Source organism: Streptomyces aureoversilis (assembly GCF_042657885.1).
Lineage (GTDB): Bacteria > Actinomycetota > Actinomycetes > Streptomycetales > Streptomycetaceae > Streptomyces > Streptomyces aureoversilis.
Genome location: NZ_JBHSKJ010000012.1, coordinates 91,287 through 115,669, shown reverse-complemented (window position 1 = coordinate 115,669; position 24,383 = coordinate 91,287). Strand labels below are relative to the sequence as shown.

Sequence of the window (24,383 nt, the reverse complement as noted above, 5' to 3'; positions counted from 1 at the left end):
GTCAGGCTCCGGTGGCTACGAGCACGGCGGCGACGGCCAGGACGACGGAGCCGGCGAGCAGGGCGCTGAGGTAGGTCTGCACGTTGCCGGTCTGGGCGCGGCGGACGGCCGCGCCGAGCAGGCGGGGTGCCGTGCCCGCTCCGCGGACGTAGGCGTCGACGACCTCGCGGTCGAGGAACTGGGCGAGGCGGGCGGCCGCGCGCGTGGGCCGGACGAACAGCGCCGAGTAGACGGCGTCCAGGTGGAAGCCGGACGCGGCGTGGCGGTGCAGGGGGCCGAGGAGGGCCCGGCCGGGGTCGGCCGGGTCGGGTGCCGCCGCGATGTCGCCGTAGGCGGCCTCGTGGGTGGCGATGGTCTCCTCCTCGGAGACGTAGGGGGCCGCGTCCGGGTCGGCGGCCACGGCACCGAGGGGGGTGCGGGCGGCGAGCACGACGGTGCGGCGCCAGGCCGCGTACATCACGATCGCGCCGGCGAGGGCGCAGCCGGTGGAGAGGACGGAGGTGGTGAGCGTCGGGGTGAGCGATCCGCCGTCGAACCAGTCGGGGAGCTTCCCGGCGGCGAGGCCGAGCCCGAGGGTGGGGAGGAACAGGATCCACAGGACGGTGTTCATGGCGGCGGGCTGCCTGCCGTGGTCCGGGGCCTCGGTGCCCTTGCCGCGGAAGGCCATCAGCCACAGCCGGCACGCGTAGGCGGCGGTGAGGAGCGCCGTGAGGAGCCCCGCGGTGAGGACGAGCCAGCCTGCCGCGCCCGGGATGCCCGTGGCGTCGCCTTCGGCGGCGTGCTCGGCCGCGCCGAGGACGGCCTCCTTGGAGAAGAAGCCGCTGAACGGGGGGATCGCGGCGAGCGCGAGGAGGGCGACGGTCATCGTCCAGTACGCGTCGGGGATGCGTTTGGCGAGGCCGCCCATGCGGGCCATGGCGGCCAGCGAGTTCGTGCCGGCGGCGTGGATGATCACGCCGGCCCCGAGGAACAGGAGCGCCTTGAACGCGCCGTGCGAGACGAGGTGGAAGACGGCCGCGCTGCGGTTGCCGACGGCGAGGGCGCCGGTCATGTAGCCGAGCTGGCCCACGGTCGAGTAGGCGAGGACGCGCTTGATGTCGTCCTGGGCGAGGGCGGCGAGCGCCGAGCCGACCATCGTGACCGCGGCCATCACGGCGAGCACGACGAGCGCGGCCGCGGAGGCCGTGAAGAGCGGGAGGAGCCGGGCGATGAAGTAGACGCCGGCCGCGACCATCGTCGCGGCGTGGATCAGCGCGGAGACCGGCGTGGGGCCGGCCATCGCGTCGGGCAGCCACGTGTGCAGCGGGAACTGCGCGGACTTGCCAGCGACGCCGGCCAGGAGCAGCAGCGCGATCAGCGTGGGGTGGTCGATGTCCCCGGAGCCGACGGCGGTGAGGATGCCGTTGATCCGGAACGTCCCGGCGTCGGCGGCCAGCGCGAGGATGCCGATCAGGAAGGGGACGTCGCCGAGCTTGGTGACCAGGAACGCCTTGAGGGAGGCCGTGCGGGCGGCCTCGGTCTCCCAGTAGTGCCCGACCAGGAAGTACGAGCAGATGCCCATGATCTCCCAGCCGACCAGCAGCACCATGAGGTCGCCGGAGTAGACGACGAGCAGCATGGCCGCGGTGAACAGGGAGACGAGGGCGGCGTAGGAGGGGTAGCGGGGGTCGTCGCGCAGGTAGGCCGTCGAGTAGGCCTGGACGCAGGTGGCGACGACGCCGACCAGGACCGCGACGAGGACGGCGAAGCCGTCGAGGTGCAGGGCGAGGTCGATCGGCACGGAGCCGGTCGGGGTGAGGCGGGTGGCGGCGTCCAGCGCCTCGCCGCCGCCCTGCCGCCAGGCGACGACGACGGCCAGGACGGCGGCGGCCGCGGTCGGCAGGACGGCCAGGGGGCGGACGAAGCCGGGCGCGCGGCGGCCCGTCAGCAGGCCCGCGAGGGCGCCGAGGAAGGGCAGCAGGGGGACGAGAACGGCGGTGGTCGTGGTGCTCACGCGGCGGCCTCGGCCTTCTCCTCGCGGTCTGCGCGATCGGTGTCGGGTGCGTCGTCGCGCAGGTCGCGCAGGCGGTCGACGTCGGAGGTGCCGCGGTTGCGGTGGACCTGCAGCACGATCGCCAGGCCGATGCCGATCTCCGCGGCGGCGATGGCGATGGTGAAGAGGGTCAGCGCCTGGCCGGCGTGCAGCTCGTCGCGCAGCCACACGTCGAACGCGACCAGGTTGAGGTTGACGGCGTTGAGCATCAGCTCGACGGACATCAGGACGAGGATCGCGTTGCGCCGGGCGAGGACGCCGTACAGGCCCGTGCAGAAGAGGAGGGCGGCCAGGACGGCCGGGTAGACGAGGTGCATCAGCGCTGCGCCCCTTCCCGGCTCTTCCTGCGGGAGAGGACCACCGCGCCGACGAGCGCGGCCAGCAGCAGGACGGACAGGGCCTCGAAGGGGAGCACCCAGTGCCGGAAGAGGATCTCGCCCGAGACCTTCGTCGTGCCCTGGGGGGCGTCGCCGTCCAGGCCGATCCAGGTCGTGCGGAAGGCGTCGGCGACCACCCACACGAGGGCGGCGGCCGCTGCCACGGCGACCCCGAGGGCGACCCAGCGGTTGCCGGAGTCGGCGTCCGGGGAGCGGCCGATGGGGGCCTTGGTGAGCATCAGGCCGAAGAGGAGGAGGACGACCACCGAACCGACGTAGATCAGGACCTGCACCCAGGCGATGAACTCCGCCGTCAGCAGCAGGTACTCCACGGCCAGCCCGCCGAGGGCGACGACCAGCCACAGGGCGGCGTGCACCAGCTGCTTGGTGGTGACGGTGACGACGGCCGCTCCGAGGGTGACGAGGCCGACGAGGAGGAAGACGATCTCGACGCCGGTCGGGGAGAGGAAGCCGTGCGCGCCCGTGCTCGCGGCGAGCGTCATTGCGCCGTGCCCGGTCATGCGTCTCCCTCCTTCTCCTGCTGCTCCTGCGCCTGCTTCTCCTGCTCCTGCCTTTCCTGTTCCGCCTGCGCGGCCAGCTTCTCCGCCGTCTTGCGGGCCGCCGCGATCTCCTTCGGCTCCTCGGCCGCCGGGTCCAGCGCGGGCGGCTCCGGCACGGTCCACATCCACTCGCGGAGCTTGTCGCGCTCGTGGACGAGGTCCTGGATGTCGGTCTCGGCGTACTCGAACTCCGGCGACCAGAACAGCGCGTCGAAGGGACACACCTCGATGCAGATGCCGCAGTACATGCACAGCGAGAAGTCGATCGCGAAGCGGTCGAGGACGTTGCGGCTGCGCTCGCGGCCGCCCGGGGCGGCCGGGGGCACCGTCTCCTTGTGGGAGTCGATGTAGATGCACCAGTCCGGGCACTCCCGGGCGCACAGCATGCAGACCGTGCAGTTCTCCTCGAACAGCCCGATCACGCCGCGGGTGCGCGGCGGGAGCTCGGGCTGCACGTCCGGGTACTGCGCGGTGTGCGCGCGGCGCGTCATCGTGCGGAGCGTGACGGCCAGGCCCTTGGCGAGGCCGGAACCGGGAAGGCCCATTACTGGGTCACCACCTTGACGACGCCCGTCAGCGCGATCTGCGCCAGGGCGAGGGGGATGAGGACGGTCCAGGCCAGCTTCTGCAGCTGGTCCTCGCGCAGGCGCGGATAGGTCACCCGCAGCCAGATCACGACGAAGGCCAGGACGGCCGTCTTGAGCAGCGTCCACACCCAGCCCATGCCGTCGGCGCCGAACGGGCCGTGCCAGCCGCCGAGGAACAGGACCGTGGTCAGGCCGCACAGGACGACGATGCCCGCGTACTCGGACAGCAGGAACAGTGCGAAGCGCAGGCCCGTGTACTCGGTGTACGCACCGAAGATGATCTCGGAGTCGGCCACCGGCATGTCGAACGGCGGACGCTGCAGCTCGGCCAGGCCCGCCACGAAGAAGACGACCGCGCCGACGATCTGCCACGGCACCCACCACCACTGGAACGCGTCCACGATCCCGGACAGCGAGACCGTGCCCGCCGCCATGGCCACGCTCGCCGCGGTCAGCAGCATCGGCAGTTCGTACGCCATCAGCTGGCCCGCGGTGCGCAGGCCGCCCAGCAGCGAGAACTTGTTGGCGGACGCCCAGCCCGCCATCAGCGAACCGAGGACGCCCACGCCCATCACGGCCAGGACGAAGAAGATGCCCGCGTCGACCGCCTGGCCCACGGCGTTGCCCGGTCCGACCGGGATCGCCACCAGCACCAGGAGGTACGGGAGGAGGGCGACGGCCGGCGCCAGCTGGAAGATCCGCCGGTCCGCGCCCGCGGGGACGATGTCTTCTTTCTGCGCGAACTTCACGCCGTCCGCGACGAGCTGGGCCCAGCCGTGGAAACCACCGGCGTACATCGGGCCGAGGCGGCCCTGCATGTGCGCCATCACCTTGTGCTCGGTCTGGCCGACGACCAGGGGCAGCACGAGGAAGGCGACGAAGACGGCGAGGAGGCGCAGGACGACGTCGAGTGTGTCGCTCATGCGGGGTCGCCTCCGGCGGGGTTCGTGTCGTTCTCGGGCTCACCGTCTCCGGCGCGTCCGGCTGCGCCGGGCTCGGGGGGCTCGGCTGCGCCGGGTGCTTCCTCGTCAGCGGGGCCGCTCGGCACCGCCGGATCCCGACGCTCGGGCTGAGCGCCGTCGCGGCGGGAAGAGGTGCGCGGCTCGGCTTCGCCGGACGGGGCTTGCTCGGTTGCGCCGGGGGGCGTCCCATCGGCAGGTGAGCTCGGCACCGCCGGGTCCCGGTGCTCCGGCTGAGCGCCGTCGCGGCGGGAGGGAGTACGCGGCTCGCCGCCGGGTTCGGGAGTGCCCGGGGCCTCTCCGGCTGCGCCGGGGGCCTCCTCGTCAGCGGGGCTGCTCGGCACCGCCGGATCCCGACGCTCGGGCTCGGCGCCGTCGCGGCGGGAAGAGGTGCGCGGCTCGGCCTCGCCGGGCGGGGCCTGCTCGGGGGTGCCGGAAGGGGGCTCGTCGGGGGGTGAGGTCGGTGCTGTCGGGGGCTCGTCCGGCTTGGGCTTCGGGGTTTCTTCGAAGGCCGGGCGGGCGTGGTGCCAGGGGGCGTCGGAGGAGCGGGGGCGCGGCTTCTCCCCCGTGTCGGCGGGGCGCCCGGCCTCCGCCTGGCTCGCCGAGCCGTCGGCCGCGCTGCGGGTACGGCGCGGGGCGGGCTCTGCGCCCTGCTGGCTTGCGGAGCCGTCGGCCGCGGTGCGGGCGCGACGCGGGGCCGGGGCCTCCGTCTGGCTCGCCGAGCCGTCTGCCGCGGTGCGGGTACGGCGCGGGGCAGCCCCGGCCTCCGGCTGGCTTGCGGAGCCCTCCGCCGCGGTGCGGGCGCGGCGCGGGGCAGCCCCGGCCTCCGGCCGGCTTGCCGAGCCCTCTGCCGTGGTGCGGGTACGGCGGACCGGGCGGTCGCCGGCGGCGCGGGGGGTGCGGGCCGGGCGGGCGGGGGCAGGGGGGAGCTGGCCCTTGAGGGGGCCCCACTCGTTGGGGTCGGGGACGCCCGGGGGGAGCATCTGGCGCCGCTTGGGGCCGCCTTCCGCCCCCTCCCCCGGCTCCTTGGCGCCGGGCCAGGCCTTGACCACCCGCGCCGCCAGGACGAAGTCCTTGCGCAGGGGGTGGCCCTCGAAGGTCTCCGGGAGGAGGAGCGGGGCGAGGTGCGGGTGGCCCGGGAAGTCGATGCCGAACATCTCGTGGGTCTCGCGTTCGTGCCAGGCCGCGCCCGCGTAGACGCCGACGGCCGTGGCCAGCGCAGGCGCCTCGTGCGGCACGGTGGTGCGCAGGAGCAGGCGGCGCATGCCCTCGCCCCCGCCCGGCAGGGCACCCGGCAGCGCGGCCAGGTGCGCGCAGACGCGGAAGCCCGTACCGGGCTCGTCCACGGCGCTCAGCCAGTCGAAGAAGGTGCAGCCCAGCCGGTCCCGGGCCGTTTCGAGGGCGGTGATCCACCGCTCGGCCGGGACGTCGACCGTGAGCAGCTCGTACGTCTCCTCGGCCGCCGCGCCCTCGCCGAAGAGCGCGATCACTCCGGCCGGCAGCCAGCCGACGGCGAGGTCGGCAACGGGCTCGGGAGCGGCCTCCGGCACGGACTCCGGCACGGACTCGGGCGTCGGCTCGGTCATCGGTCCGTCTCCTCCGGCGCGGCCCCCGGTGCCGGCGGCGGCGTCACCAGCCCGCTGCGCAGCGCGGCGGCGGACGCCCCCGCACCGCCGGCGGAGCCGTACCGCTCGCCGAGCGACTCCCGCGCGATCTTCTCCTGCAGCTTCAGGATCCCCTGCAGCAGCGCTTCCGGCCGCGGCGGGCAGCCGGGCACGTAGACGTCGACGGGGATGATCTGGTCGACGCCCTTGGTGACCGAGTACGAGTCCCAGTAGGGGCCGCCGCAGTTCGAGCAGGCACCGAAGGAGATCACGTACTTGGGCTCGGGCATCTGCTCGTAGAGCCGCTTGACGGCGGGCGCCATCTTGTCCGTCACCGTGCCGGAGACGATCATCAGGTCGGCCTGGCGCGGGCCGGGCGCGAAGGGGATCACGCCGAGCCGGATGAAGTCGTGCCGCGCCATGGACGCGGCGATGAACTCGATCGCGCAGCAGGCGAGCCCGAAGTTGAAGACCCACAGGCTGTAGCGGCGTCCCCAGTTCAGGACGACCTTCATCGGCTCCGGGGCCAGCCTGGCCAGCGGGCCGAGCCGACGGGGCTCGGGAAGGTCCACCGGTGTCACGTCCACTCCAGGACGCCCTTCTTCCATGCGTACAACAAGCCCACGGCGAGGAAGCCGAGGAAGACGAACATCTCCACGAGCGTGGCTCCGCCGAAGCCCGGCGCGGCGAACACCGTCGCCCAGGGGAACAGGAAGATCGAGTCCACCGCGAAGATCACGTACAGGAAGGCGTAGACGTAGTAGCGGATCTGGGTGTGGGCCCAGCCCTCGCCGACGGGGTCGACGCCGCACTCGTACGTCAGCAGCTTCTCGGGCGTCGGCACGACGGGCCGCAGCAGCCGCCCGGCCCCGAAGGCCACGGCGACGAAGAGCACCCCGACGACCGCGAGCAGCCCCACCACGGAATAGCTCTGGAAGTAGTCCGCGGCCAGTGGGACAGCGGCATGGGCATCGGCACTACTGCGCACGGTCGCCTCCGGCACGTCCGCCCCTCGCTCCCTGTCCTGCGTGTTCGACGTTCTGTACGCACGGGAGTCTAGGCCCTGGTGGGGTTATCCCCACCCTTCCCCACCCACGGCCCCCATGGCGGAGGCCCGTGGAGGCCGTGCAGGCTTGGGCTTATGACCGCCAGCAGTGCCGCGAGAAGCCCGTCGGACAGTACGTCGAACAGTACGTCGAGCACATCGCATACTTCGCACACATCTCATACACCACAAACATCACATATCACCGGAAGCTCTGCTTCCAAGGACGAGGCCGACTGCGGTGACCGGCTTCCCCCCGCCCGCTTCGCCTTCGACGCCCGGACGTGGAAGGAGGTCGCGCACCTCCTGCTCAACCTGCCGGAGGCGCTCGTCGGCTTCGTCTACGTGTCCCTGTGGCTCTACGCGGGCGTCCTGACGTCCCTCACGGTGATCGGCCTGCCCCTGCTCGCGGTGGGCCTGATGGGCGCGCGGGCGCTCGGCGGACTGGAACGCGGACGGGCGCGGGCGCTGCTGGGGCTGCGGATCGAGGAGCCGAGCCGGCTCTCCCGGCAGCAGCGGGGCCGGGGCTTCTTCCCCTGGCTGTGGACGACGCTGAAGGACCCGGTCGCCTGGCGCACCACCCTCTACGGCTTCATCCGGCTGCCCTGGGGCATCCTCACCTTCGTCCTCACGCTGTGCCTGCTCTTCGTCGGCTGGCCGGTCCTCGGCCTCGCCGCGCGCGGCATGACGAACCTGGACCGCGCCATGGTGCGCGGCCTGCTCAGCCCCTCCAGCGAGCTGGAGCGGCGCATCGCCGAGCTGGAGCAGGACCGCGGCGTGGTCGTGGACACCGCCGCCGCCGACCTGCGCCGCATCGAGCGCGACCTGCACGACGGCGCCCAGGCCCGTCTCGTCGCGCTGGCGATGGGGCTGGGCCTGGCCAAGGAGAAGGTGCTGGAGGACCCGGAGGCGGCGGCGCGGATGGTCGACGAGGCGCACGGCGAGGTGAAGCTCGCCCTGCAGGAGCTGCGCGACCTGGCCCGCGGCATCCACCCGGCCGTCCTCACGGACCGTGGTCTGGACGCGGCCCTGTCGTCGGTGGCGGCGCGCTGCACCGTGCCGGTGTCCGTCTCCGTCGACCTGGCCGAGCGGCCCGCACCGGCCATCGAGGGCATCGCGTACTTCACGGTCTCCGAGCTCCTGCAGAACATCAGCAAGCACAGCCGGGCGCGGACCGCCGAGGTCGAGCTGTGGCGCAAGGACCGGCGGCTGCTGATCCAGGTGCGCGACGACGGCCGCGGCGGCGCCTCGACGGACTCGGGCAGCGGGCTGGCCGGGCTCGCGGAGCGGCTGGGCTCGGTCGACGGCCTGTTCGAGGTGGACTCGCCGGCCGGCGGCCCGACCGTCGTCACGGCGGAGCTGCCCTGGCGCGAACGCACGGCGGGCTGAGAGCCGGCTTCTCCGGGTTCTCCCGGCCGGACGCCCTCTTCGTGCTCCGGACCGGGCGCCCTCTTCGCTCTCCGGGCCGGCAGCCCTCTTCCCGCAGGCCGGGGGTAGGGACAGCCCCACCCCCGGAACACCTACCCGCTCCATGGTCCGGGGCACCCGGCCTCCGCGAGCCTTGAGGTACGGAGCAACCACCGCGACCCAGGAGATCGGACGACGACATGGCCATGGACTACGGGGACTACGGCCGGGCGGAGGCCCGCCGGGCCCACCACCGGGTGCCCGCCGTACTGCGCGCGCCCCTGGAGGGCCGCACCTGGCGCGAGTTCCTCTACCTCCTGCTCAGCCTGCCGATGGCGGTCCTCACCTTCTCGTTCGCGGTGACGATGACGACGGCGGGCATGGCCCTGCTGATCACCTTCGTGGGCGTGCCGGTGCTGGCCGCCGCGCTCGTCGGCGTACGGGCGCTGGGCGCCGCCGAGCGGGCCCGCGCCCGGGTCCTGCTGAAGCTGGAGATCAGCGAGCCCGAGCCGGTGCGGCCGCGGAACGGCCCGCCGGGCCTCATGGCCTGGGTCGGGGCGCTCCTCAAGAGCGGCGTGTCCTGGCGGCACGTGCTCTACGCGGTGCTGCACCTGCCGTGGGCGATCGGGGCGTTCACCGTCTCGGTCGTGATGTGGTCGGTCGGCTGGCTGCTGTTCCTCTATCCGGCGTACTGGTGGATGTACCCCGAGTGGTGGGGCCAGCCGGGCATGCAGTTCGGCGGCGACTCCGAGCACGGCGCGGGCCTCTTCGTCGACAACCCCTTCGAGATCGGCGTGACCTGCGCCGCCGGCCTGCTCGTGGTCCTGGCCACCCCCTGGGTGATCCGCGGCCTCGCCTCCGTCGACCGGCTGCTGGTGAGCGGCCTGCTCGGCCCGTCGCGGCTCGCCGAGCGGATGTGGGAGCTGGAGGAGGACCGCGGCGTGGTCGTCGACACCGCCGCCGCCGACCTGCGCCGCATCGAGCGCGACCTGCACGACGGCGCCCAGGCCCGCCTCGTCGCCCTCGCCATGGACCTGGGCCTGGCCAAGGAGAAGCTGGAGGAGGACCCGGAGGCGGCCGCCCGGATGGTCGACGACGCGCACGGCGAGGTGAAGCTCGCCCTGCAGGAGCTGCGCGACCTGGCCCGCGGCATCCACCCGGCGATCCTCACCGACCGGGGCCTCGGCCCGGCCCTGTCCGCGCTGGCGGCCCGCTGCACGGTGCCGGTGCAGGCCGAGGTGGACCTGCCGGCGCGGCCCGCGGCGGCCATCGAGGGCATCGCGTACTTCACGGTCTCCGAGCTGCTGCAGAACATCAGCAAGCACAGCGGCGCCCGCAGCGCCCGCGTGGACATGTGGCACTCGGGGGGCCGCCTGATGCTCCAGGTGTGGGACGACGGCCGCGGCGGGGCGTCCACAGCCGGGGGCACCGGGCTGGCCGGGCTCGCGGAGCGGCTGGACTCGGTCGATGGCCTGCTGGTGGTCGACTCGCCCGAGGGCGGGCCGACGACGGTCACCGCGGAGCTGCCCTGGCGCGGCTGAGCCGCCGGGTCCGCCCGGCCCCGTCGTACGGACCGCCGCCCAGACTCGGCGTCCGGACTCGTCGCCCGGGCTCGCCGTCCGGGCCCCCCGGCCGGCCCCGTCGTCCGGCGGCGGGGCCGGCTCCCTGCGTGACATGCTTAGCGCGTCACATGCTGCCGGCGCGGGGGGACCACAGGTCGTGGAGGACAGGGTGCGAGTCGTCATCGCCGAGGATTCGGTGCTCCTCCGGGAGGGCCTGACCCGGCTGCTGACCGACCGGGGCCACGACGTCGTGGCCGGCGTCGGCGACGGCGAGGCGCTGATCAAGGCCATCAGGGAGCTCGCGGACGAGGGCGCCCTGCCGGACGTGGTCGTGGCGGACGTACGGATGCCGCCCACCCATACGGACGAAGGCGTGCGCGCCGCGGTGCAGCTGCGCAAGGAGCACCCGGGCCTGGGCGTGCTGGTCCTGTCGCAGTACGTGGAGGAGCAGTACGCGACGGAGCTGCTGGCGGGCAGCAGCACGGGCGTGGGCTACCTGCTCAAGGACCGGGTGGCCGAGGTCCGCGAGTTCGTGGACGCGGTGGTGCGGGTGGCGCGCGGCGGCACCGCGCTGGACCCCGAGGTCGTCGCCCAGCTGCTGGGCCGCAGCCGGAAGCAGGACGTGCTCGCGGGGCTCACTCCGCGCGAGCGGGAGGTGCTCGGCCTGATGGCGGAGGGGCGTACGAATTCGGCCATCGCCAAGCAGTTGGTGGTGAGCGACGGAGCGGTCGAGAAGCACGTCAGCAACATCTTCCTGAAGCTTGGGCTTTCCCCTAGTGATGGGGATCACCGGCGCGTGCTGGCCGTGCTGACCTACCTCCGCTCCTGATCATCTGACGCCTCGTCAGCGATGGGCAGCCGCCCTGGTGGGAGGGGGCGGCCGCGCGAGGACCTAGCACGAAAGACCTAGAGGGCGGGCACGGGACGGGTGCGGGGCGGGCGTCGCCCAGAGGGCGGATAAACCGCCCCATACCCGGACAAGCGGAAGCTGTATGCCCCGCTTCCTCTTGTGATCCATCCCAGGTAGGCAGCCCTTACCCACGTACGATGGCCCGTGGGAACGCCGGTCGGGCACCACCGTGTGCGCGCCGCCGCCAGAGGGAGGTCCGAAGCAGTGACCAGCCAGGTCAGCAGCCCGGCCGAACAGGCCGAACCAGCCGAGCAGCCGGGCGGGGCCGCCGCCCCGCCGAGCGCGGGACAGGCGTCGCCGCCCCTCACCGCGCAGCGCGACCCCGCCGAAGGGGCCGCCTCCGCCAAGGAGGTGCGCCGGCTGGACAGGGTGATCATCCGTTTCGCGGGTGACTCCGGGGACGGCATGCAGCTGACGGGTGACCGTTTCACCTCCGAGACCGCCTCGTTCGGCAACGACCTCTCCACCCTGCCGAACTTCCCGGCCGAAATCCGCGCCCCCGCCGGGACCCTGCCGGGCGTGTCCTCGTTCCAGCTGCACTTCGCCGACCACGACATCCTCACGCCGGGGGATGCCCCCGATGTGCTGGTGGCGATGAACCCCGCCGCACTGAAGGCGAACCTGGCGGACGTGCCGCGGGGCGGGGAGATCATCGTCAACACCGACGAATTCGCCAAGCGGGCCATGGCCAAGGTCGGCTACGACACCAGCCCGCTGGACGACGGCACCCTGGACGCCTACAACGTCCACCCCGTGCCGCTGACGACGCTGACGATCGAAGCGCTGAAGGACTTCGGGCTGTCCCGGAAGGAGGCCGAGCGCAGCAAGAACATGTTCGCGCTGGGTCTGCTGTCGTGGATGTACCACCGGCCGACCGAGGGCACCGAGGCGTTCCTGCGGAAGAAGTTCGCGAAGAAGCCGCAGATCGCCGAGGCGAACGTGGCCGCCTTCCGCGCCGGCTGGAACTTCGGCGAAACCACCGAGGACTTCGCCGTCTCGTACGAGGTGGCTCCGGCGACGGCCGCGTTCCCCGCGGGCACGTACCGGAACATCTCGGGGAACCTGGCCCTGTCCTACGGGCTGATCGCCGCCGCCCGCCAGGCCGACCTGCCGCTCTACCTCGGCTCGTACCCGATCACCCCGGCCTCGGACATCCTGCACGAGCTGTCGCGGCACAAGAACTTCGGCGTGCGGACGTTCCAGGCGGAGGACGAGATCGCCGGTATCGGCGCCGCGCTGGGTGCGGCGTTCGGTGGCGCGCTGGCGGTGACGACGACGTCGGGGCCGGGCGTGGCGCTGAAGTCGGAGACGATCGGGCTGGCGGTCTCGCTGGAGCTGCCGCTGCTGATCGTGGACATCCAGCGCGGCGGGCCCTCCACCGGCCTGCCCACGAAGACCGAGCAGGCGGATCTGCTGCAGGCGATGTACGGGCGCAACGGCGAAGCCCCGGTGCCCATCGTCGCCCCGAAAACCCCCGCGGACTGCTTCGACGCGGCACTGGACGCGGCCCGGATCGCCCTGACCTACCGCACCCCCGTCTTCCTGCTCTCCGACGGCTACCTCGCCAACGGCTCCGAGCCCTGGCGCATCCCCGAGCCCGATGAACTGCCCGACCTGCGGGTGCAGTTCGCCACCGGTCCGAACCACGCGCTGGCCGACGGCACGGAGGTGTTCTGGCCCTACAAGCGTGACCCGCAGACCCTGGCCCGCCCGTGGGCGGTGCCGGGCACGCCGGGGCTGGAGCACCGGATCGGCGGGATCGAGAAGCAGGACGGCACGGGCAACATCTCCTACGACCCCGCCAACCACGACTTCATGGTCCGCACCCGCCAGGCCAAGACCGACGGTGTCGCGGTGCCGGACCTCACCGTCGACGACCCCTCCGGGCAGGCCCGCACGCTGGTCCTGGGCTGGGGGTCGACCTACGGACCGATCACCGCAGCCGTCCGCCGCGTCCGCGCGGAAGGCGGCCACGTCGCGCAGGCGCACCTGCGCCATCTCAACCCCTTCCCGGCCAATCTCGGGGACGTGCTCACGACCTACGACACCGTCGTCGTGCCGGAGATGAACCTCGGCCAGCTCGCCACGCTCCTGCGGGCCCGCTTCCTGGTCGACGTCCGCTCCTGCACCCAGGTCAGCGGCATGCCGTTCAAGGCCGAGCAGCTCGCCACCGTGCTCAAGGAGGCCATCGATGACTGAGGCACTGAAGCTGGTGCCCAAGGCCGAAGCCCAGCAGTCCATGAAGGACTTCAAGTCCGATCAGGAAGTGCGCTGGTGTCCCGGCTGCGGCGACTACGCGATCCTCGCCGCCGTCCAGGGCTTCATGCCCCAACTCGGCCTCGCCAAAGAGAACATCGTCTTCGTCTCCGGCATCGGCTGCTCCTCCCGCTTCCCGTACTACATGAACACCTACGGGATGCACTCCATCCACGGGCGCGCCCCGGCCATCGCCACCGGCCTCGCCACCAGCCGCCGCGACCTCTCCGTCTGGGTCGTCACCGGCGACGGCGACGCCCTCTCCATCGGCGGCAACCACCTCATCCACGCCCTCCGCCGCAACGTCAACCTCAAGATCCTGCTGTTCAACAACCGGATCTACGGACTGACCAAGGGCCAGTACTCCCCCACCTCCGAGACCGGCAAGATCACCAAGTCCACACCGATGGGGTCGCTGGACGCGCCCTTCAACCCGGTCTCCCTCGCCCTCGGCGCGGAAGCCTCGTTCGTGGCGCGGACCGTGGACTCCGACCGCAAGCACCTCACCGAGGTCCTGCAGCAGGCCGCCGAACACCCCGGCACCGCCCTGGTCGAGATCTACCAGAACTGCAACATCTTCAACGACGGCGCCTTCGAGCCGCTGAAGGACCGCGACCAGGCCAAGGAAGCCGTCATCCGCCTGGAGCACGGCCGACCCATCCGCTTCGGCGCGGAGAACGACAAGGGGGTCGTGCGCAACGCGGCCACCGGCGACCTGCAGGTCGTTCAGGTCACTCCGGAGAACGAGGCCGACGTCCTCGTCCACGACGCCCACTCCGCGTCCCCGACGACGGCCTTCGCCCTCTCCCGCCTCGCCGACCCCGACACCCTCCACCAGACGCCGATCGGTGTCTTCCGCAGCGTCGAGCGGCCGGTCTACGACACCCAGATGGCCGATCAGCTCGAAGCGGCGATCGAACAGAAGGGCAAGGGCGACCTGACGGCCCTGCTGGCCGGGAACGACACCTGGACGGTCGTCGGATAGGCCGTCGGACGGGCCACCGGGCAGATCGCCGGACAGGTGAGCCGAGGCGCTCGGACGGGCTGATTTCCGGCCCGTCCGGGGGCGTCTGACGCCCCCTCCGCCGCTCGCCCGCTCTCATGGGGGGCATGGCCGACCCCGATGCCACGCTCTCTCCCCCCATCCGCGACCGGCTCGCCTACCGCGTGAAGTGCCGGCTGCTCGGGCCGCCCCTGGTCACCGAACAGCTCTCCCAGGAGAAGCTCAGCAACCCCATGGCGCTCGGGGTGCTGGCCTCCGACTGCATCTCCTCCACCGCGTACGGCAGCGAGGAGATGCTGCGCATCCTCGTGCCCGTCGCCGGTGTCGCCGCGTTCACCCTGCTGATGCCGGTGACCGGCGCGATCCTGCTCGTCCTGCTGCTCCTGACGCTCTCGTACCGCGACGTGGTGTCCGTGTACACGCGCGCGGGCGGGTCGTACGTCGTCGCGCGGGAGAACTTCGGGCCGCGCGTCGCCCAGATCGCCGCCGTCGCGCTCCTCGTCGACTACATCGTCACGGTCGCCGTCCAGACCGCGGCCGGCACCGACGCGCTGATCTCCCTGGCCCACCTCACGGGCGAGGGGTACACGGGCATCGACCACCTCAAGCTGCCCATCACCGCGGCCATGGTGGTGCTGCTGATGTACGGGAATCTGCGGGGGATCCGCGAGGCGGGACGGGCGTTCGCGGCGCCCGCGTACCTCTTCATGCTCGCCATCGCGCTCCTGCTGGTCGTCGGCCTCCTACGGGCACTGGACGGCGGGCTCCCGCACACCGACCTGCACGCCCCGGGCGTCGTGCCGCTCGGCCGGGAGGGCAGCGGCTGGCTCTACGGCGCCTCCCTCTTCATGGTGCTGCGCGCCTTCGCCAACGGCGGTTCCTCGCTGACGGGGCTGGAGGCCATCTCCAACGGCGTCTCCGCCTTCCGCCCGCCCCAGGGCGTCAACGCGCGGCGGACGCTGACCGTCATGAGCTGCGTCCTCGGCGTCATGGTGCTGGGCGTCTCCACCCTCGCCCACTACACGCACGCCGTCCCCTACGTGGACGGCAACCCGACCGTCATCGCCCAGGAGGCCCACCTCGTCTTCGGCGACGGCTGGGCGGGCACGGCCGGGCTGGTGTTCGTGCAGCTGGCGACCGCGCTCATCCTCTACACCGGCGCCAACACGCCCTTCACCGGCTTCCCCTTCCTCGCCAGCTTCGTCGCCGAGGACCGCTTCCTGCCCCGGAAGCTGACGCGGCGCGGGCACCGGCTGGCGTTCTCCAGCGGGATCATCTCCCTGACCGTCGTCGCCCTCGCGCTGCTGCTGGTCACCGGCGCCAACGTCGACAAGCTGGTCGCCCTGTACGCGATCGGCGTCTTCACGGGCTTCACGATGGCCGCGGCCGGGATGACGGCCCACTACTGGCGGCGGCGGGAACGCGGCTGGAGGACGGGGGTGAACCTCGTGGCGGCCGTGGTGTCGGCCCTGGTCGTCGTGATCTTCGCGATCACGAAGTTCACCGAGGGCGCGTGGCTGGTCGTCGTGGTCTTCCCGATCGGCGTGTGGGCGCTCATCCGCATCAACCGCGAGTACCGCGAGGAAGCCGCCGCCCTGGAGACCATGCCGCCCCTCAGCGGAGCCGCCGAGCCGCGCTGGCGGCGGCACCTCGTGTACGTCCTCGTCGACGTGCTCGACCTCGCCGCCGTCAAGGCGCTGCGGTACGCGCACGAGCTGCGGCCGGACGAAGTGCGGGCCGTGCACTTCGTCATCGACGAGGCGCGGGCGCGGCGGCTGGCCGCGCGGTGGGAGGAACTGCCCGGGACGGACGTGCCGCTGGAACTCGTCGACTGCCCGGACCGGCGGCTGCGGCACGCCGTCGCCGCGCTCGCCGCACGTGACACGGCCGACGGGACGACCGCCCTGACGCTCCTCGTCCCCCGCCGGACGTACGCACGCCCGCTCGCCGCGCTGCTGCACACGGACTCCGGGGACGAGCTGGCGAAGACGTTGCAGCACCTGCCGAATGTGGCGGTGACGGTGGTGCCGTTCGATGTGACCGCGGCGATGGCGCGGATGCGGTCACGCACGCCTTGAGGCAGGCCCGGCACCGCCGGGTACGAAGCGGTGGGCTGCTCGCCGTCGCGGCGGGAGGAGGGGCCCCGGTACCGCCCTTTCACCGTTTCCTGGGGCGGGCCCCGGACCCCCAGGGCCAGGGCGCCCGCTCCGGATTCCCGTGCCCGCCCCCGGGGTCCGGGGCAGCGCCCCGGTTTCGGGAAGGGGTGGGTCAGGGGAATCCCTCCCGCCGCGACGGCGTGCAACCCCCACCGGCGCACCCGGCGGTGCCGAGCCCGCCTCGGTTACCTTCGCAAGGTCGCACCATGCCTTGGAGGGGACCATGCCCGCATCACCCGCATCACCACCCGCACCGCCATCACGCAGTGAACCCCGCAGTGACCCCCGCAGTGACCCCCGCAGCGAATCCCGCACCGGCCTCATCTGCAGCGTCGCCGCCTACGGCATCTGGGGGCTCTTCCCCCTCTACTGGCCGCTCCTGGACGCGGCCGGCCCCGTCGAGATCCTGGCGCACCGCATGGTGTGGTCGCTGGCCGCCGTGGTGGTCGTGCTCGTCGTGACGCGGCGCTGGGCGTGGATACGCCCGCTGCTGCGGCAGCCCCGCCGGCTGGGCATGATCGCGCTGTGCGCGGCGACGATCTCCGTGAACTGGGGGATCTACATCTGGGGCGTCAATTCCGGGCACGTCGTGGAGACGTCACTGGGGTACTTCATCAACCCCCTCGTCAGCATCGCCTTCGGCGTGGTGGTCCTGCGGGAGCGGCTGCGGGCCGCGCAGTGGGCGGCGGTCGGTGTCGGCGTGGCCGCGGTCCTCGTGCTGGCGGTGGCCTACGGCAAGCCGCCGTGGATCGCCCTCTCGATCGCGGCGACGTTCGGTACGTACAGCCTGGTCAAGAAGCAGGTGGGCCTGGACGGGCTGGAGTCGCTGGCGGCGGAGACGGCCGTGCAGTTCCTTCCGGCGCTGGGATTCCTGGTGTTCCTTGGGGCGACGGGCCACAGCACGTTCGTGAGCGAGGGCGCGGGGCACACCGCGCTGCTGATGTGCTCGGGGGCGATCACCGCGGTGCCGCTCATCCTGTTCGGCGCGGCGGCGGTGCGGCTGCCGCTGTCGGTGGTGGGGATGGTGCAGTACCTGGCGCCGACGTTCCAGTTCGCCCTGGGCCTGCTGGTGTTCCACGAGGGGATGCCGGCCGAGCGCTGGGTGGGCTTCGGGCTCGTGTGGCTGGCGCTGGCCGTGCTGACGTGGGACGCGCTGCGGACGGCGCGCAGGGCGCGGGCCGAGCTGCGGGCGGCACGGGCCGCCGTGGCGGGGGCGACAAGTGGAGCGAGCGCGGCAGGCACGACGGGCACCGCCGCCATCGTTAACACAGAAGTCACAACTACCCCACAGGCACCAGAAGTCACAGCTCAGGGCCAGTAAGGACCCCTGGGGACCCGCCCGATATCCGGAAACCGGTGTCCCCTGTCCGAAATCCGCCCTTGACGCTCTTTCGGGGCGCCCTCAACATCATGCCCACGTCAAAATGAGTTGGGAGCCCCCCATGCTTGAACTCAGCGGTCCCACCCTGCAGCCCTCACGACCCCGAAGATCCCGCACCGGCGCCCTCCTGGCCACCGGTGCGGCCCTCGCGGCCACCCTGCTCGGCGCGGCCTCCGGCCCGGCCCTGGCGGTTCCCACCGCCGCCACGGCCCGTCCGGTCGCCGCCGCCGGACCCGACATACCCGTCGCCAACGTCAAGGCGCATCTCGCCCAACTGCAGTCCATAGCCACCGCCAACGGCGGCAACCGCGCCCACGGCCGTCCCGGCTACAAGGCGTCGATCGACTACGTGAAGTCCAAGCTGGACGCGGCCGGCTTCACCACCACCGTGCAGCAGTTCACCACCGGCGGCGCCACCGGCTACAACCTGATCGCCGACTGGCCCGGCGGCGACGCGGACCACGTCGTCTTCGCCGGCGCCCACCTGGACTCCGTCTCCTCCGGGCCGGGCATCAACGACAACGCCTCCGGCTCGGCCGGCGTCCTCGAAACCGCGCTCGCCGTGGCCCGCGAGGGCTACAAGCCCGCCAAGCACCTGCGGTTCGGCTGGTGGGGCGCGGAGGAGCTCGGCATGCGCGGTTCGAACCACTACGTCAACCAGCTCCCGGCCGCCGAGCGCGGGAAGATCGACGCGTACCTCAACTTCGACATGATCGGCTCGCCGAACCCCGGCTACTTCGTCTACGGCTACGATCAGAACCTCAAGGCCCTCTTCGAGAACTGGTTCGCCGCGAAGAACATCGCCACCGAGATCGACACCGAGGGCGACGGCCGCTCCGACCACGCCCCCTTCCAGCGGGTCGGCATCCCCGTCGGCGGCCTCTTCAGCGGCGCCGACTACCGCAAGACCGCCGCGCAGGCCCAGAAGTGGGGCGGCACCGCCGGCCAGCCCTTCGACCGCTGCTACCACTCGTCCTGCGACACCTCGGCGAACATCAGCGACAAGGCGCTCGACACCAACACCGACGCCATCGCGAGCGCGGTGTGGACGCTGAGCGGCGGCACCACCAACCCGCCCGGGGGGAAGATCTTCGAGAGCAAGTCGCAGCTCGCCATCCCCGACGGAGGAGCGGCCGTCGAGTCGCCCCTGACGGTCTCCGGCCTCACGGGCAACGCGCCGTCCGCCCTCAAGGCTTCCGTCGACATCAAGCACACCTGGCGCGGCGACCTGGTCGTCGACCTCGTCGGGCCGAGCGGGAAGGCGTACCGGCTGAAGGACTCCAGCGGCAACGACTCCGCGGACGACGTCGTCGCCACGTACACCGTCGACGCCTCCGGGGAGACGGCGAACGGGACGTGGAAGCTCCGCGTCCAGGACATCGCCGCGCAGGACACCGGGCGCGTCGACGGCTGGAAGCTCACCTTCTGATCCGGCTGATCCGGCCCTGCCGCCCCGGCGCAGACCACTGAGGGCACAACCCCGCACGCGGGCCCGGGAGGCCGTCACAGACCTCCCGGGCCCGCACCCCTCACCACGGGCGGCCCGGGCCCCGCACGGCCTGTGCAGGCCCCTGCACAGGCCCCTGCGCCAGCCCCTGTGCGGGCCCCTCCACAGGCCCTCTCAGGCCGTGATGTCCTTCGTCGTGAACCGCGCCCACGCCGCCGAGCCGAACACGGCCGCGTACAGCGCCTGCAGCCCGAGGTTGTCCAGCAGCTGGTCCCAGTAGACGGGGGCGCGCAGCAGGTCCGCGAAGCTCAGCCAGTAGTGCGGGAAGAGGTACGGCTGGATCGCGTGCAGCTGCGGGAACTGGTCCAGGATCTGCGCCGTGATCAGCAGGCCCACGGTGGTGGCCATCGCCGCGATCCCACTGCCGGTGAGCGTGGAGACGAACAGCCCGAGCGCCGCGATGCCCACGAGCGACAGCGCCACCGCCCCCGCGACCGCCAGCGCCCGCAGCAGCCCCTCCCCGAAGGACACCGTCACCCCACTGATCAGGGTCACGTCCCCCAGCGGGAAGAGCAGCGCCCCGACGGCGAGTGCGGAGGCCGCGACGGTCAGCGTCGCCGCGCAGCAGAACGTCAGCGTCGCCGCGTACTTGACGAGCAGCAGCCGGGTGCGGCCCGCGGGCGCGACCAGCAGGTAGCGCAGCGTGCCCGAGCTCGCCTCGCCCGCGACGGAATCGCCCGCGATCACACCGATGGCCATCGGCAGGAAGAAGGGCAGCGTCGCGGCCAGCGAGGTGAAGACCAGGAAGAGGCCGTTGTTGGTGACCTGGCTGATGAACGCCGGGCCCGCTCCCCCCTGGCCGGCCGATCCGCCGTCCTGCGTCTCGATCTTCACGGCGATGCCCACCAGCACGGGCACGGCCGCGAGCACGCCCAGCAGCGCGAGCGTGCGCCACCGCCGGAACACCGTCGCCACCTCGCTGCGGAAGAGCGACAGCGCCCACAGCGGGCTGGGAGCGCGCCTCGCAGCGGCGGCCGGAGCTGCCGGTACGGCCTCAGCCTGCGACATCGAATCCCTCTCCGGTGAGTGCGACGAAGGCGTCCTCCAGGGAGGCGCGTTCGGTGCCGAAGGAGCGCACGCGGACGCCCGCGCGGACGAGCGCGGCGTTGAGGTCCGCGAGCTCCCGGGCCACGGCGGGCAGTTCGCCGGTGACGCGGTCGTCGTCGACGGTGAGGTCGTTCACGCCCTGTTCCTTGAGCACGCGGACGGCCTCCGCCGTGTCGGGGGTGGTGACGGCCAGCCTGCCGCGCGCCGAGGAGGCCAGTGCGGCGACCGTGCCCTGGGTCAGCAGGCGGCCCTGGGCCATCACGGCGGCGTGGGTGCACACCTGCTCGATCTCGTCGAGCAGGTGCGAGGAGAGGAAGACCGTGGTGCCCTCGGAGGCGAGGCCGCGCACCAGGGCGCGGATCTCGCGCATGCCCTGCGGGTCGAGGCCGTTGGTCGGCTCGTCCAGGACCAGCAGCTCGCGCGGCTGCAGGAGGGCCGCGGCCAGGCCCAGGCGCTGCTTCATGCCCAGGGAGTACGCGCGGGCCTTCTTGCCCGCCGCGGCGACCAGCCCGACCCGGTCCAGGGCGGCGTCCACCCGGGCCTTGCGGGTGCGCGGGTCGGCCGTGGGGTCGGCGGCGTCGAACCGCACGAGGTTGTCGCGGCCGCTGAGGAAGCCGTAGAGGGCGGGCCCCTCGATCAGCGCGCCCACCCGGGGCAGCACGCGCCGCCCGGCCCCCGGCATCTCCTCGCCGAGGACGCGGGCGACGCCGGAGGTCGGCTCGATCAGCCCCATGAGCATCCGGATGGTCGTCGTCTTGCCGGAGCCGTTGGGGCCCAGGAAGCCGAAGACGCTGCCGCGCGGCACGACGAGGTCGAGCCGGTCGACGGCGAGCTGCCCGCCCCGGTAGCGCTTGGTGAGCGCGTGGGTGGCTATCGCCGGTTCCCCGGCGGCGGACAGCTCCTCCATGGGGCCTCCCTGCCTGTGATCCGCTGTACGTACTGCTTCGCCCTGCGTACTGCTTCGCCGGGCGTGCTACTTCGACGCGGCCTTGACCAGCGCGTCCTTGGTGACGGCGCCCACGTAGACCTTTCCGTCGTCCGTGACCAGGGCGTTGACCAGGCGGGTGCTGAAGACGTGGCCCGAGCCGAAGGAGCCCGAGACCTTGCTGCCGAGGCCGTCCAGCAGGGCACCGGCCGGACCGGCGTCCTTGCCGCCCTTGGCACCCTTGGCGCCCGCGCCCGGCCCCACGCCCCCGGGCGCCTTGAACTCGGCGATCGACGTCCAGCTCTTGCCGATCACGTTCATGCCGGACAGGCCGGACTCGTCCAGGCCCTTCTTCCGGTCGTCCGCACCGGCCTTGCCGCCCTTGGCGTCCTTGTCCTCGGTGACCTTGGCGCCCTTCGGCGGGGTGAAGGCGAAGGTGTCCGCGGCCGGCCTGGAGAAGTCGACCTTGGTGAAGGCCGCCTCGACGACGGCCTTGCCGCCGCCCTTCGGGGCGAGCGTGAACTTCAGCGGCACGCCGTTCTTCGCGTCCACCGCGATGCGCACCGCGCCGACCGTCGACTCGGCCTGCTTGGGCTTGATGACCAGCTGGTAGGCGTCCCGGCCGGCGACCTTGGCCGTACCGTCCACCGACACCGACGTGGAGTCGTCCACGGCGGCGAGCGTCTTCTTGGCGAGGTCCTGCGGCGAGGCCCCGCGCAGCTCCTCGGGGGCCTCCTTGCCGCCCTTCGCGTCCTTGGGGGCGGTCGAGCGGTGGACGGTGTTGCTCTTGCTGTCGTACGCCCAGACCTGGTCGCCGTTGCGGATCAGGCTGTACTCCGCGGCGCGCTCCACGATCGACAGCCGCTGCTTGTCGGGGCCGTCGGCGGCGACGCGCAGGGTGTGCGTGCCGGAGGCGAGCTCGGTGAGCTTGGCCTGCGGCGAGGCGTCCGCCCCCTCGCCCTTGCCGGCCGGGCCGTGGCCCGCGGCCTTGCCGCCCCCGCCGTCGCCGAACGAGAGGCCCTCGGGCATCGAGGGCAGGCCGAGGTCGGTCGTGATCTTGACGGTGCCGGACAGCTGCTGCGCGTCCGACTTCGCCACCTTGGCTATGAGGTCCTGCGCGCTGATCTTCGGCAGGTCGGGGTCGCCGCTGTTCGCGAGCGCCGTGCCGATCCCGATCGATGCCGCGGCGACGCCGGCCACCGCGACCGGGACGGCGTAGCGGACGGCCTTGCGGCGGCCCGGTGCCCGCCCGGCGCTTTCCCCGGCGCCGGCCGCCCCGTCGGTGCCGTGGGTCGGTTCGTTGCGTGCCATGTCCTCTACCTCCGTCGTCGGCGGCGGTCTCGACGTGTCGTGCACTCGCCACCCCCTGAGCTCATTGTGAGCCCGGCCGCTCGGTGGCGGAGCGGGGAATCCGGGGCATTTTCCCCGGTCTCTTCCCTCGCCTCGAGACACTTCGATTCCACCAGAGGCGGCCTGCCGGGTCATCAGACGACGGGATCAAGTCCGCGTACCCCTCGGGTAGGACATCCCCTACGGGACGGCCACCCGCGAGGGGGAGGAGGCGCCTGACCTTCGTCAGCCGGCGCGGTGCACCACGGCGTCGCAGAGGTTCTCCAGGGCGGCCTTGGCGAAGCAGTCGGGCAGCGGGGCCAGCACGGACCGCGCCTCCTCGGCGTAGCGCACGGTGTCGCGGCGGGCCTGCTCCAGGGCGGGGTGGGCGCGCAGGCGGCGCAGCACCTCGGCGTGGAGGGCGTCGTCGGCGAGGTCGCCGTCGAGCATCTCGCACAGTTCGAGGTCGGCGGGCGAGCCGGTGGCGGCGGCCCGGGCGCGCAGGTGGAGGACGGGGAGGGTGGCGATGCCCTCGCGCAGGTCGGTGCCGGGGGTCTTGCCGGACTCGTGCGAGTCGCTGGCGATGTCGAGGACGTCGTCGGCGAGCTGGAAGGCCATGCCGAGGCGCTCGCCGTAGTGGGTGAGGACGTCGATCGTGCGCTCGTCGGCGCCGGACATCATCGCGCCGTACCGCCCGGAGACGGCGACCAGCGAGCCGGTCTTGCCGGCGAGGACGTCGAGGTAGTGCTCGATGGGGTCGCGGCCGTCGCGGGGGCCCGCGGTCTCCAGGATCTGACCGGTGACCAGCCGCTCGAACGCCTCGGCCTGGATGCGGACGGCCTCGGGGCCGAGGTCGGCGAGGATCTGCGAGGCGCGGGCGAAGAGGAAGTCGCCGGTGAGGACGGCCAGGGAGTTGCCCCAGCGGACGTTGGCGCTGTCCACGCCGCGGCGCTTCTCGGCCTCGTCCATGACGTCGTCGTGGTAGAGGGTGGCCAGGTGCGTGAGCTCGACGACGACGGCGGAGGGCACGACGCCCGGGGCGTAGGGGTCGCCGAACTGGGCGGCGAGCATCACCAGCAGTGGCCGGAAACGCTTGCCCCCGGCGCGCACGAGGTGCTGTGCGGCCTCGGTGATGAAGGGCACGTCGCTCTTGGTGGCCTCGAGGAGTCCCTCCTCGACAGCGGCCAGTCCCGCCTGGACATCGGCTTCAAGAGCCTGGTCCCGCACGCTCAGCCCGAAAGGCCCGACGACGGTCACGAGGGGTACTCCTGTCTGCCTGCGAACACGGGGTTTGTCGATGTGTCGCTGTCTCCACCGAAAGTCAGCGTATCCGGTCGGCTGTGGATCACCGTGGCCGCCCGTCCGGGTTGCGCTGTCCCGGGCCCTTCACGGACCCTCTCCCCGGCCGGTGTCCGGCGTCCTCCGCGGCCCGACGCGCGTGCTGGTGTGCGACGTGGGTGCGACCTGACATCTGCCCCGCGCGGCCCTTGGTCACCCCGCGGGCAACCCTGCCGGGCGGGCCTGAACTCGTGGGTTTCGGCCACCGGTGGCACCGGCCCGCCGCGCTGCGGGCCTCGCCGCGGGCCGGCACGGCACCGCCGGTCACGCCCACGGCGGTTGCCCTCTCCCCCGGCTGCCACCGGGAGGACCCGGGCGGCGGAGTTTCATCCCGCCGACAGCCGGCTGTTCTCTTCCCGCCGCCGCGCGAGCAACCACCGGCCGGGCGTCCGGCGGTG

19 protein-coding genes and 1 pseudogene are annotated in these 24,383 nt (G+C 72.7%); 8 read left to right on the top strand and 12 right to left on the bottom strand.

The window, feature by feature from the left end; genetic code table 11:
* Position 1: 1 nt before the first annotated feature.
* The 8 genes and pseudogenes from ACFPP6_RS21625 to ACFPP6_RS21590 all read right to left on the bottom strand — a co-directional run bounded on the left by ACFPP6_RS21625 (position 2) and on the right by ACFPP6_RS21590 (position 7,107).
* Positions 2-1,993, bottom strand: a complete 1,992-nt coding sequence (locus tag ACFPP6_RS21625; RefSeq protein WP_382044860.1) for an NADH-quinone oxidoreductase subunit 5 family protein — start codon at positions 1,991-1,993, stop codon at positions 2-4.
* Positions 1,990-2,349: an NADH-quinone oxidoreductase subunit NuoK gene (gene nuoK, locus ACFPP6_RS21620; protein WP_382044858.1), complete on the bottom strand. Its 360-nt coding sequence runs from the start codon at positions 2,347-2,349 to the stop codon at positions 1,990-1,992. The genes ACFPP6_RS21625 and nuoK overlap by 4 nt, the downstream gene beginning before the upstream one ends.
* Positions 2,349-2,930 carry an NADH-quinone oxidoreductase subunit J family protein gene (locus tag ACFPP6_RS21615; RefSeq protein WP_382044855.1) on the bottom strand — a complete coding sequence of 194 codons (582 nt, stop codon included), beginning with the start codon at positions 2,928-2,930 and terminating at the stop codon, positions 2,349-2,351. The genes nuoK and ACFPP6_RS21615 overlap by 1 nt, the downstream gene beginning before the upstream one ends.
* The gene (locus ACFPP6_RS21610) at positions 2,927-3,514 is read right to left on the bottom strand and encodes a NuoI/complex I 23 kDa subunit family protein (RefSeq protein WP_382044852.1); all 588 of its coding nucleotides are present in this window, start codon (positions 3,512-3,514) and stop codon (positions 2,927-2,929) included. The genes ACFPP6_RS21615 and ACFPP6_RS21610 overlap by 4 nt, the downstream gene beginning before the upstream one ends.
* Entirely contained in the window at positions 3,514-4,479 is a 966-nt protein-coding gene (locus tag ACFPP6_RS21605) for a complex I subunit 1/NuoH family protein (protein WP_382044849.1), read from the bottom strand. The genes ACFPP6_RS21610 and ACFPP6_RS21605 overlap by 1 nt, the downstream gene beginning before the upstream one ends.
* Before the next feature lie 419 nt (positions 4,480-4,898).
* Positions 4,899-6,101, bottom strand: a pseudogene (locus tag ACFPP6_RS21600) (NADH-quinone oxidoreductase subunit C); the annotation flags it as partial.
* The gene (locus tag ACFPP6_RS21595; RefSeq protein WP_382044846.1) at positions 6,098-6,727 is read right to left on the bottom strand and encodes an NADH-quinone oxidoreductase subunit B; all 630 of its coding nucleotides are present in this window, start codon (positions 6,725-6,727) and stop codon (positions 6,098-6,100) included. The pseudogene ACFPP6_RS21600 and the gene ACFPP6_RS21595, both read right to left, overlap by 4 nt.
* Positions 6,697-7,107, bottom strand: a complete 411-nt coding sequence (locus ACFPP6_RS21590; protein WP_382044843.1) for an NADH-quinone oxidoreductase subunit A — start codon at positions 7,105-7,107, stop codon at positions 6,697-6,699. The genes ACFPP6_RS21595 and ACFPP6_RS21590 overlap by 31 nt, the downstream gene beginning before the upstream one ends.
* Positions 7,108-7,260: 153 nt before the next feature.
* Between ACFPP6_RS21590 and ACFPP6_RS21585 the strand changes: the two genes are divergently transcribed.
* The 8 genes from ACFPP6_RS21585 (at position 7,261) to ACFPP6_RS21550 (ending at position 19,268) form a co-directional block, all read left to right on the top strand.
* Positions 7,261-8,553 (top strand): sensor histidine kinase, encoded by a 1,293-nt coding sequence (locus tag ACFPP6_RS21585; protein ID WP_382044840.1) that lies wholly within the window; start codon positions 7,261-7,263, stop codon positions 8,551-8,553.
* 218 nt (positions 8,554-8,771) lie between these two features.
* The gene (locus tag ACFPP6_RS21580; RefSeq protein WP_382044837.1) at positions 8,772-10,112 is read left to right on the top strand and encodes a sensor histidine kinase; all 1,341 of its coding nucleotides are present in this window, start codon (positions 8,772-8,774) and stop codon (positions 10,110-10,112) included.
* 190 nt (positions 10,113-10,302) lie between these two features.
* Entirely contained in the window at positions 10,303-10,962 is a 660-nt protein-coding gene (locus ACFPP6_RS21575; protein ID WP_281394828.1) for a response regulator transcription factor, read from the top strand.
* Positions 10,963-11,247: 285 nt separating this feature from the next.
* Positions 11,248-13,242, top strand: a complete 1,995-nt coding sequence (locus tag ACFPP6_RS21570; protein ID WP_382044833.1) for a 2-oxoacid:acceptor oxidoreductase subunit alpha — start codon at positions 11,248-11,250, stop codon at positions 13,240-13,242.
* The gene (locus ACFPP6_RS21565; protein WP_382044830.1) at positions 13,235-14,284 is read left to right on the top strand and encodes a 2-oxoacid:ferredoxin oxidoreductase subunit beta; all 1,050 of its coding nucleotides are present in this window, start codon (positions 13,235-13,237) and stop codon (positions 14,282-14,284) included. Before ACFPP6_RS21570 ends, ACFPP6_RS21565 begins: the two co-directional genes overlap by 8 nt.
* Positions 14,285-14,409: 125 nt before the next feature.
* Complete coding sequence (locus tag ACFPP6_RS21560; RefSeq protein WP_382044827.1) at positions 14,410-16,380, top strand: APC family permease; 1,971 nt, start codon at positions 14,410-14,412, stop codon at positions 16,378-16,380.
* A 301-nt stretch (positions 16,381-16,681) separates the two neighbouring features.
* Positions 16,682-17,779: an EamA family transporter RarD gene (gene rarD / locus ACFPP6_RS21555; RefSeq protein ID WP_382044824.1), complete on the top strand. Its 1,098-nt coding sequence runs from the start codon at positions 16,682-16,684 to the stop codon at positions 17,777-17,779.
* A gap of 121 nt (positions 17,780-17,900) precedes the next feature.
* On the top strand, positions 17,901-19,268 hold the full coding sequence (locus ACFPP6_RS21550) for a M28 family metallopeptidase (protein ID WP_382044821.1): 1,368 nt from the start codon (positions 17,901-17,903) through the stop codon (positions 19,266-19,268).
* A gap of 192 nt (positions 19,269-19,460) precedes the next feature.
* Here the strand turns inward: ACFPP6_RS21550 and ACFPP6_RS21545 are convergent, their stop codons facing one another.
* The 4 genes from ACFPP6_RS21545 to ACFPP6_RS21530 all read right to left on the bottom strand — a co-directional run bounded on the left by ACFPP6_RS21545 (position 19,461) and on the right by ACFPP6_RS21530 (position 23,904).
* Positions 19,461-20,354, bottom strand: a complete 894-nt coding sequence (locus ACFPP6_RS21545; protein WP_382044818.1) for an ABC transporter permease — start codon at positions 20,352-20,354, stop codon at positions 19,461-19,463.
* Positions 20,341-21,300 (bottom strand): ABC transporter ATP-binding protein, encoded by a 960-nt coding sequence (locus tag ACFPP6_RS21540; protein ID WP_382044815.1) that lies wholly within the window; start codon positions 21,298-21,300, stop codon positions 20,341-20,343. Before ACFPP6_RS21540 ends, ACFPP6_RS21545 begins: the two co-directional genes overlap by 14 nt.
* Before the next feature lie 66 nt (positions 21,301-21,366).
* Positions 21,367-22,629: a LolA family protein gene (locus ACFPP6_RS21535; protein WP_382044812.1), complete on the bottom strand. Its 1,263-nt coding sequence runs from the start codon at positions 22,627-22,629 to the stop codon at positions 21,367-21,369.
* Positions 22,630-22,893: 264 nt separating this feature from the next.
* A complete protein-coding gene (locus tag ACFPP6_RS21530; RefSeq protein ID WP_336012637.1) occupies positions 22,894-23,904 on the bottom strand; it encodes a polyprenyl synthetase family protein in 1,011 nt (336 codons plus the stop codon).
* Positions 23,905-24,383 lie beyond the last annotated feature (479 nt).

Excerpts from the sequence above, each read along its gene's own strand:
- nuoK (WP_382044858.1), bottom strand. The coding sequence starts at position 2,349 with ATGCACCTCGTCTACCCGGCCGTCCTGGCCGCCCTCCTCTTCTGCACG.
- ACFPP6_RS21560 (WP_382044827.1), top strand. The coding sequence starts at position 14,410 with ATGGCCGACCCCGATGCCACGCTCTCTCCCCCCATCCGCGACCGGCTC.
- ACFPP6_RS21585 (WP_382044840.1), top strand. The coding sequence starts at position 7,261 with ATGACCGCCAGCAGTGCCGCGAGAAGCCCGTCGGACAGTACGTCGAAC.
- ACFPP6_RS21605 (WP_382044849.1), bottom strand. The coding sequence starts at position 4,479 with ATGAGCGACACACTCGACGTCGTCCTGCGCCTCCTCGCCGTCTTCGTC.
- ACFPP6_RS21580 (WP_382044837.1), top strand. The coding sequence starts at position 8,772 with ATGGCCATGGACTACGGGGACTACGGCCGGGCGGAGGCCCGCCGGGCC.
- ACFPP6_RS21535 (WP_382044812.1), bottom strand. The coding sequence starts at position 22,629 with ATGGCACGCAACGAACCGACCCACGGCACCGACGGGGCGGCCGGCGCC.
- ACFPP6_RS21545 (WP_382044818.1), bottom strand. The coding sequence starts at position 20,354 with ATGTCGCAGGCTGAGGCCGTACCGGCAGCTCCGGCCGCCGCTGCGAGG.
- ACFPP6_RS21610 (WP_382044852.1), bottom strand. The coding sequence starts at position 3,514 with ATGGGCCTTCCCGGTTCCGGCCTCGCCAAGGGCCTGGCCGTCACGCTC.
- rarD (WP_382044824.1), top strand. The coding sequence starts at position 16,682 with ATGCCCGCATCACCCGCATCACCACCCGCACCGCCATCACGCAGTGAA.
- ACFPP6_RS21565 (WP_382044830.1), top strand. The coding sequence starts at position 13,235 with ATGACTGAGGCACTGAAGCTGGTGCCCAAGGCCGAAGCCCAGCAGTCC.
- ACFPP6_RS21540 (WP_382044815.1), bottom strand. The coding sequence starts at position 21,300 with ATGGAGGAGCTGTCCGCCGCCGGGGAACCGGCGATAGCCACCCACGCG.
- ACFPP6_RS21595 (WP_382044846.1), bottom strand. The coding sequence starts at position 6,727 with ATGGAAGAAGGGCGTCCTGGAGTGGACGTGACACCGGTGGACCTTCCC.
- ACFPP6_RS21615 (WP_382044855.1), bottom strand. The coding sequence starts at position 2,930 with ATGACCGGGCACGGCGCAATGACGCTCGCCGCGAGCACGGGCGCGCAC.
- ACFPP6_RS21550 (WP_382044821.1), top strand. The coding sequence starts at position 17,901 with ATGCTTGAACTCAGCGGTCCCACCCTGCAGCCCTCACGACCCCGAAGA.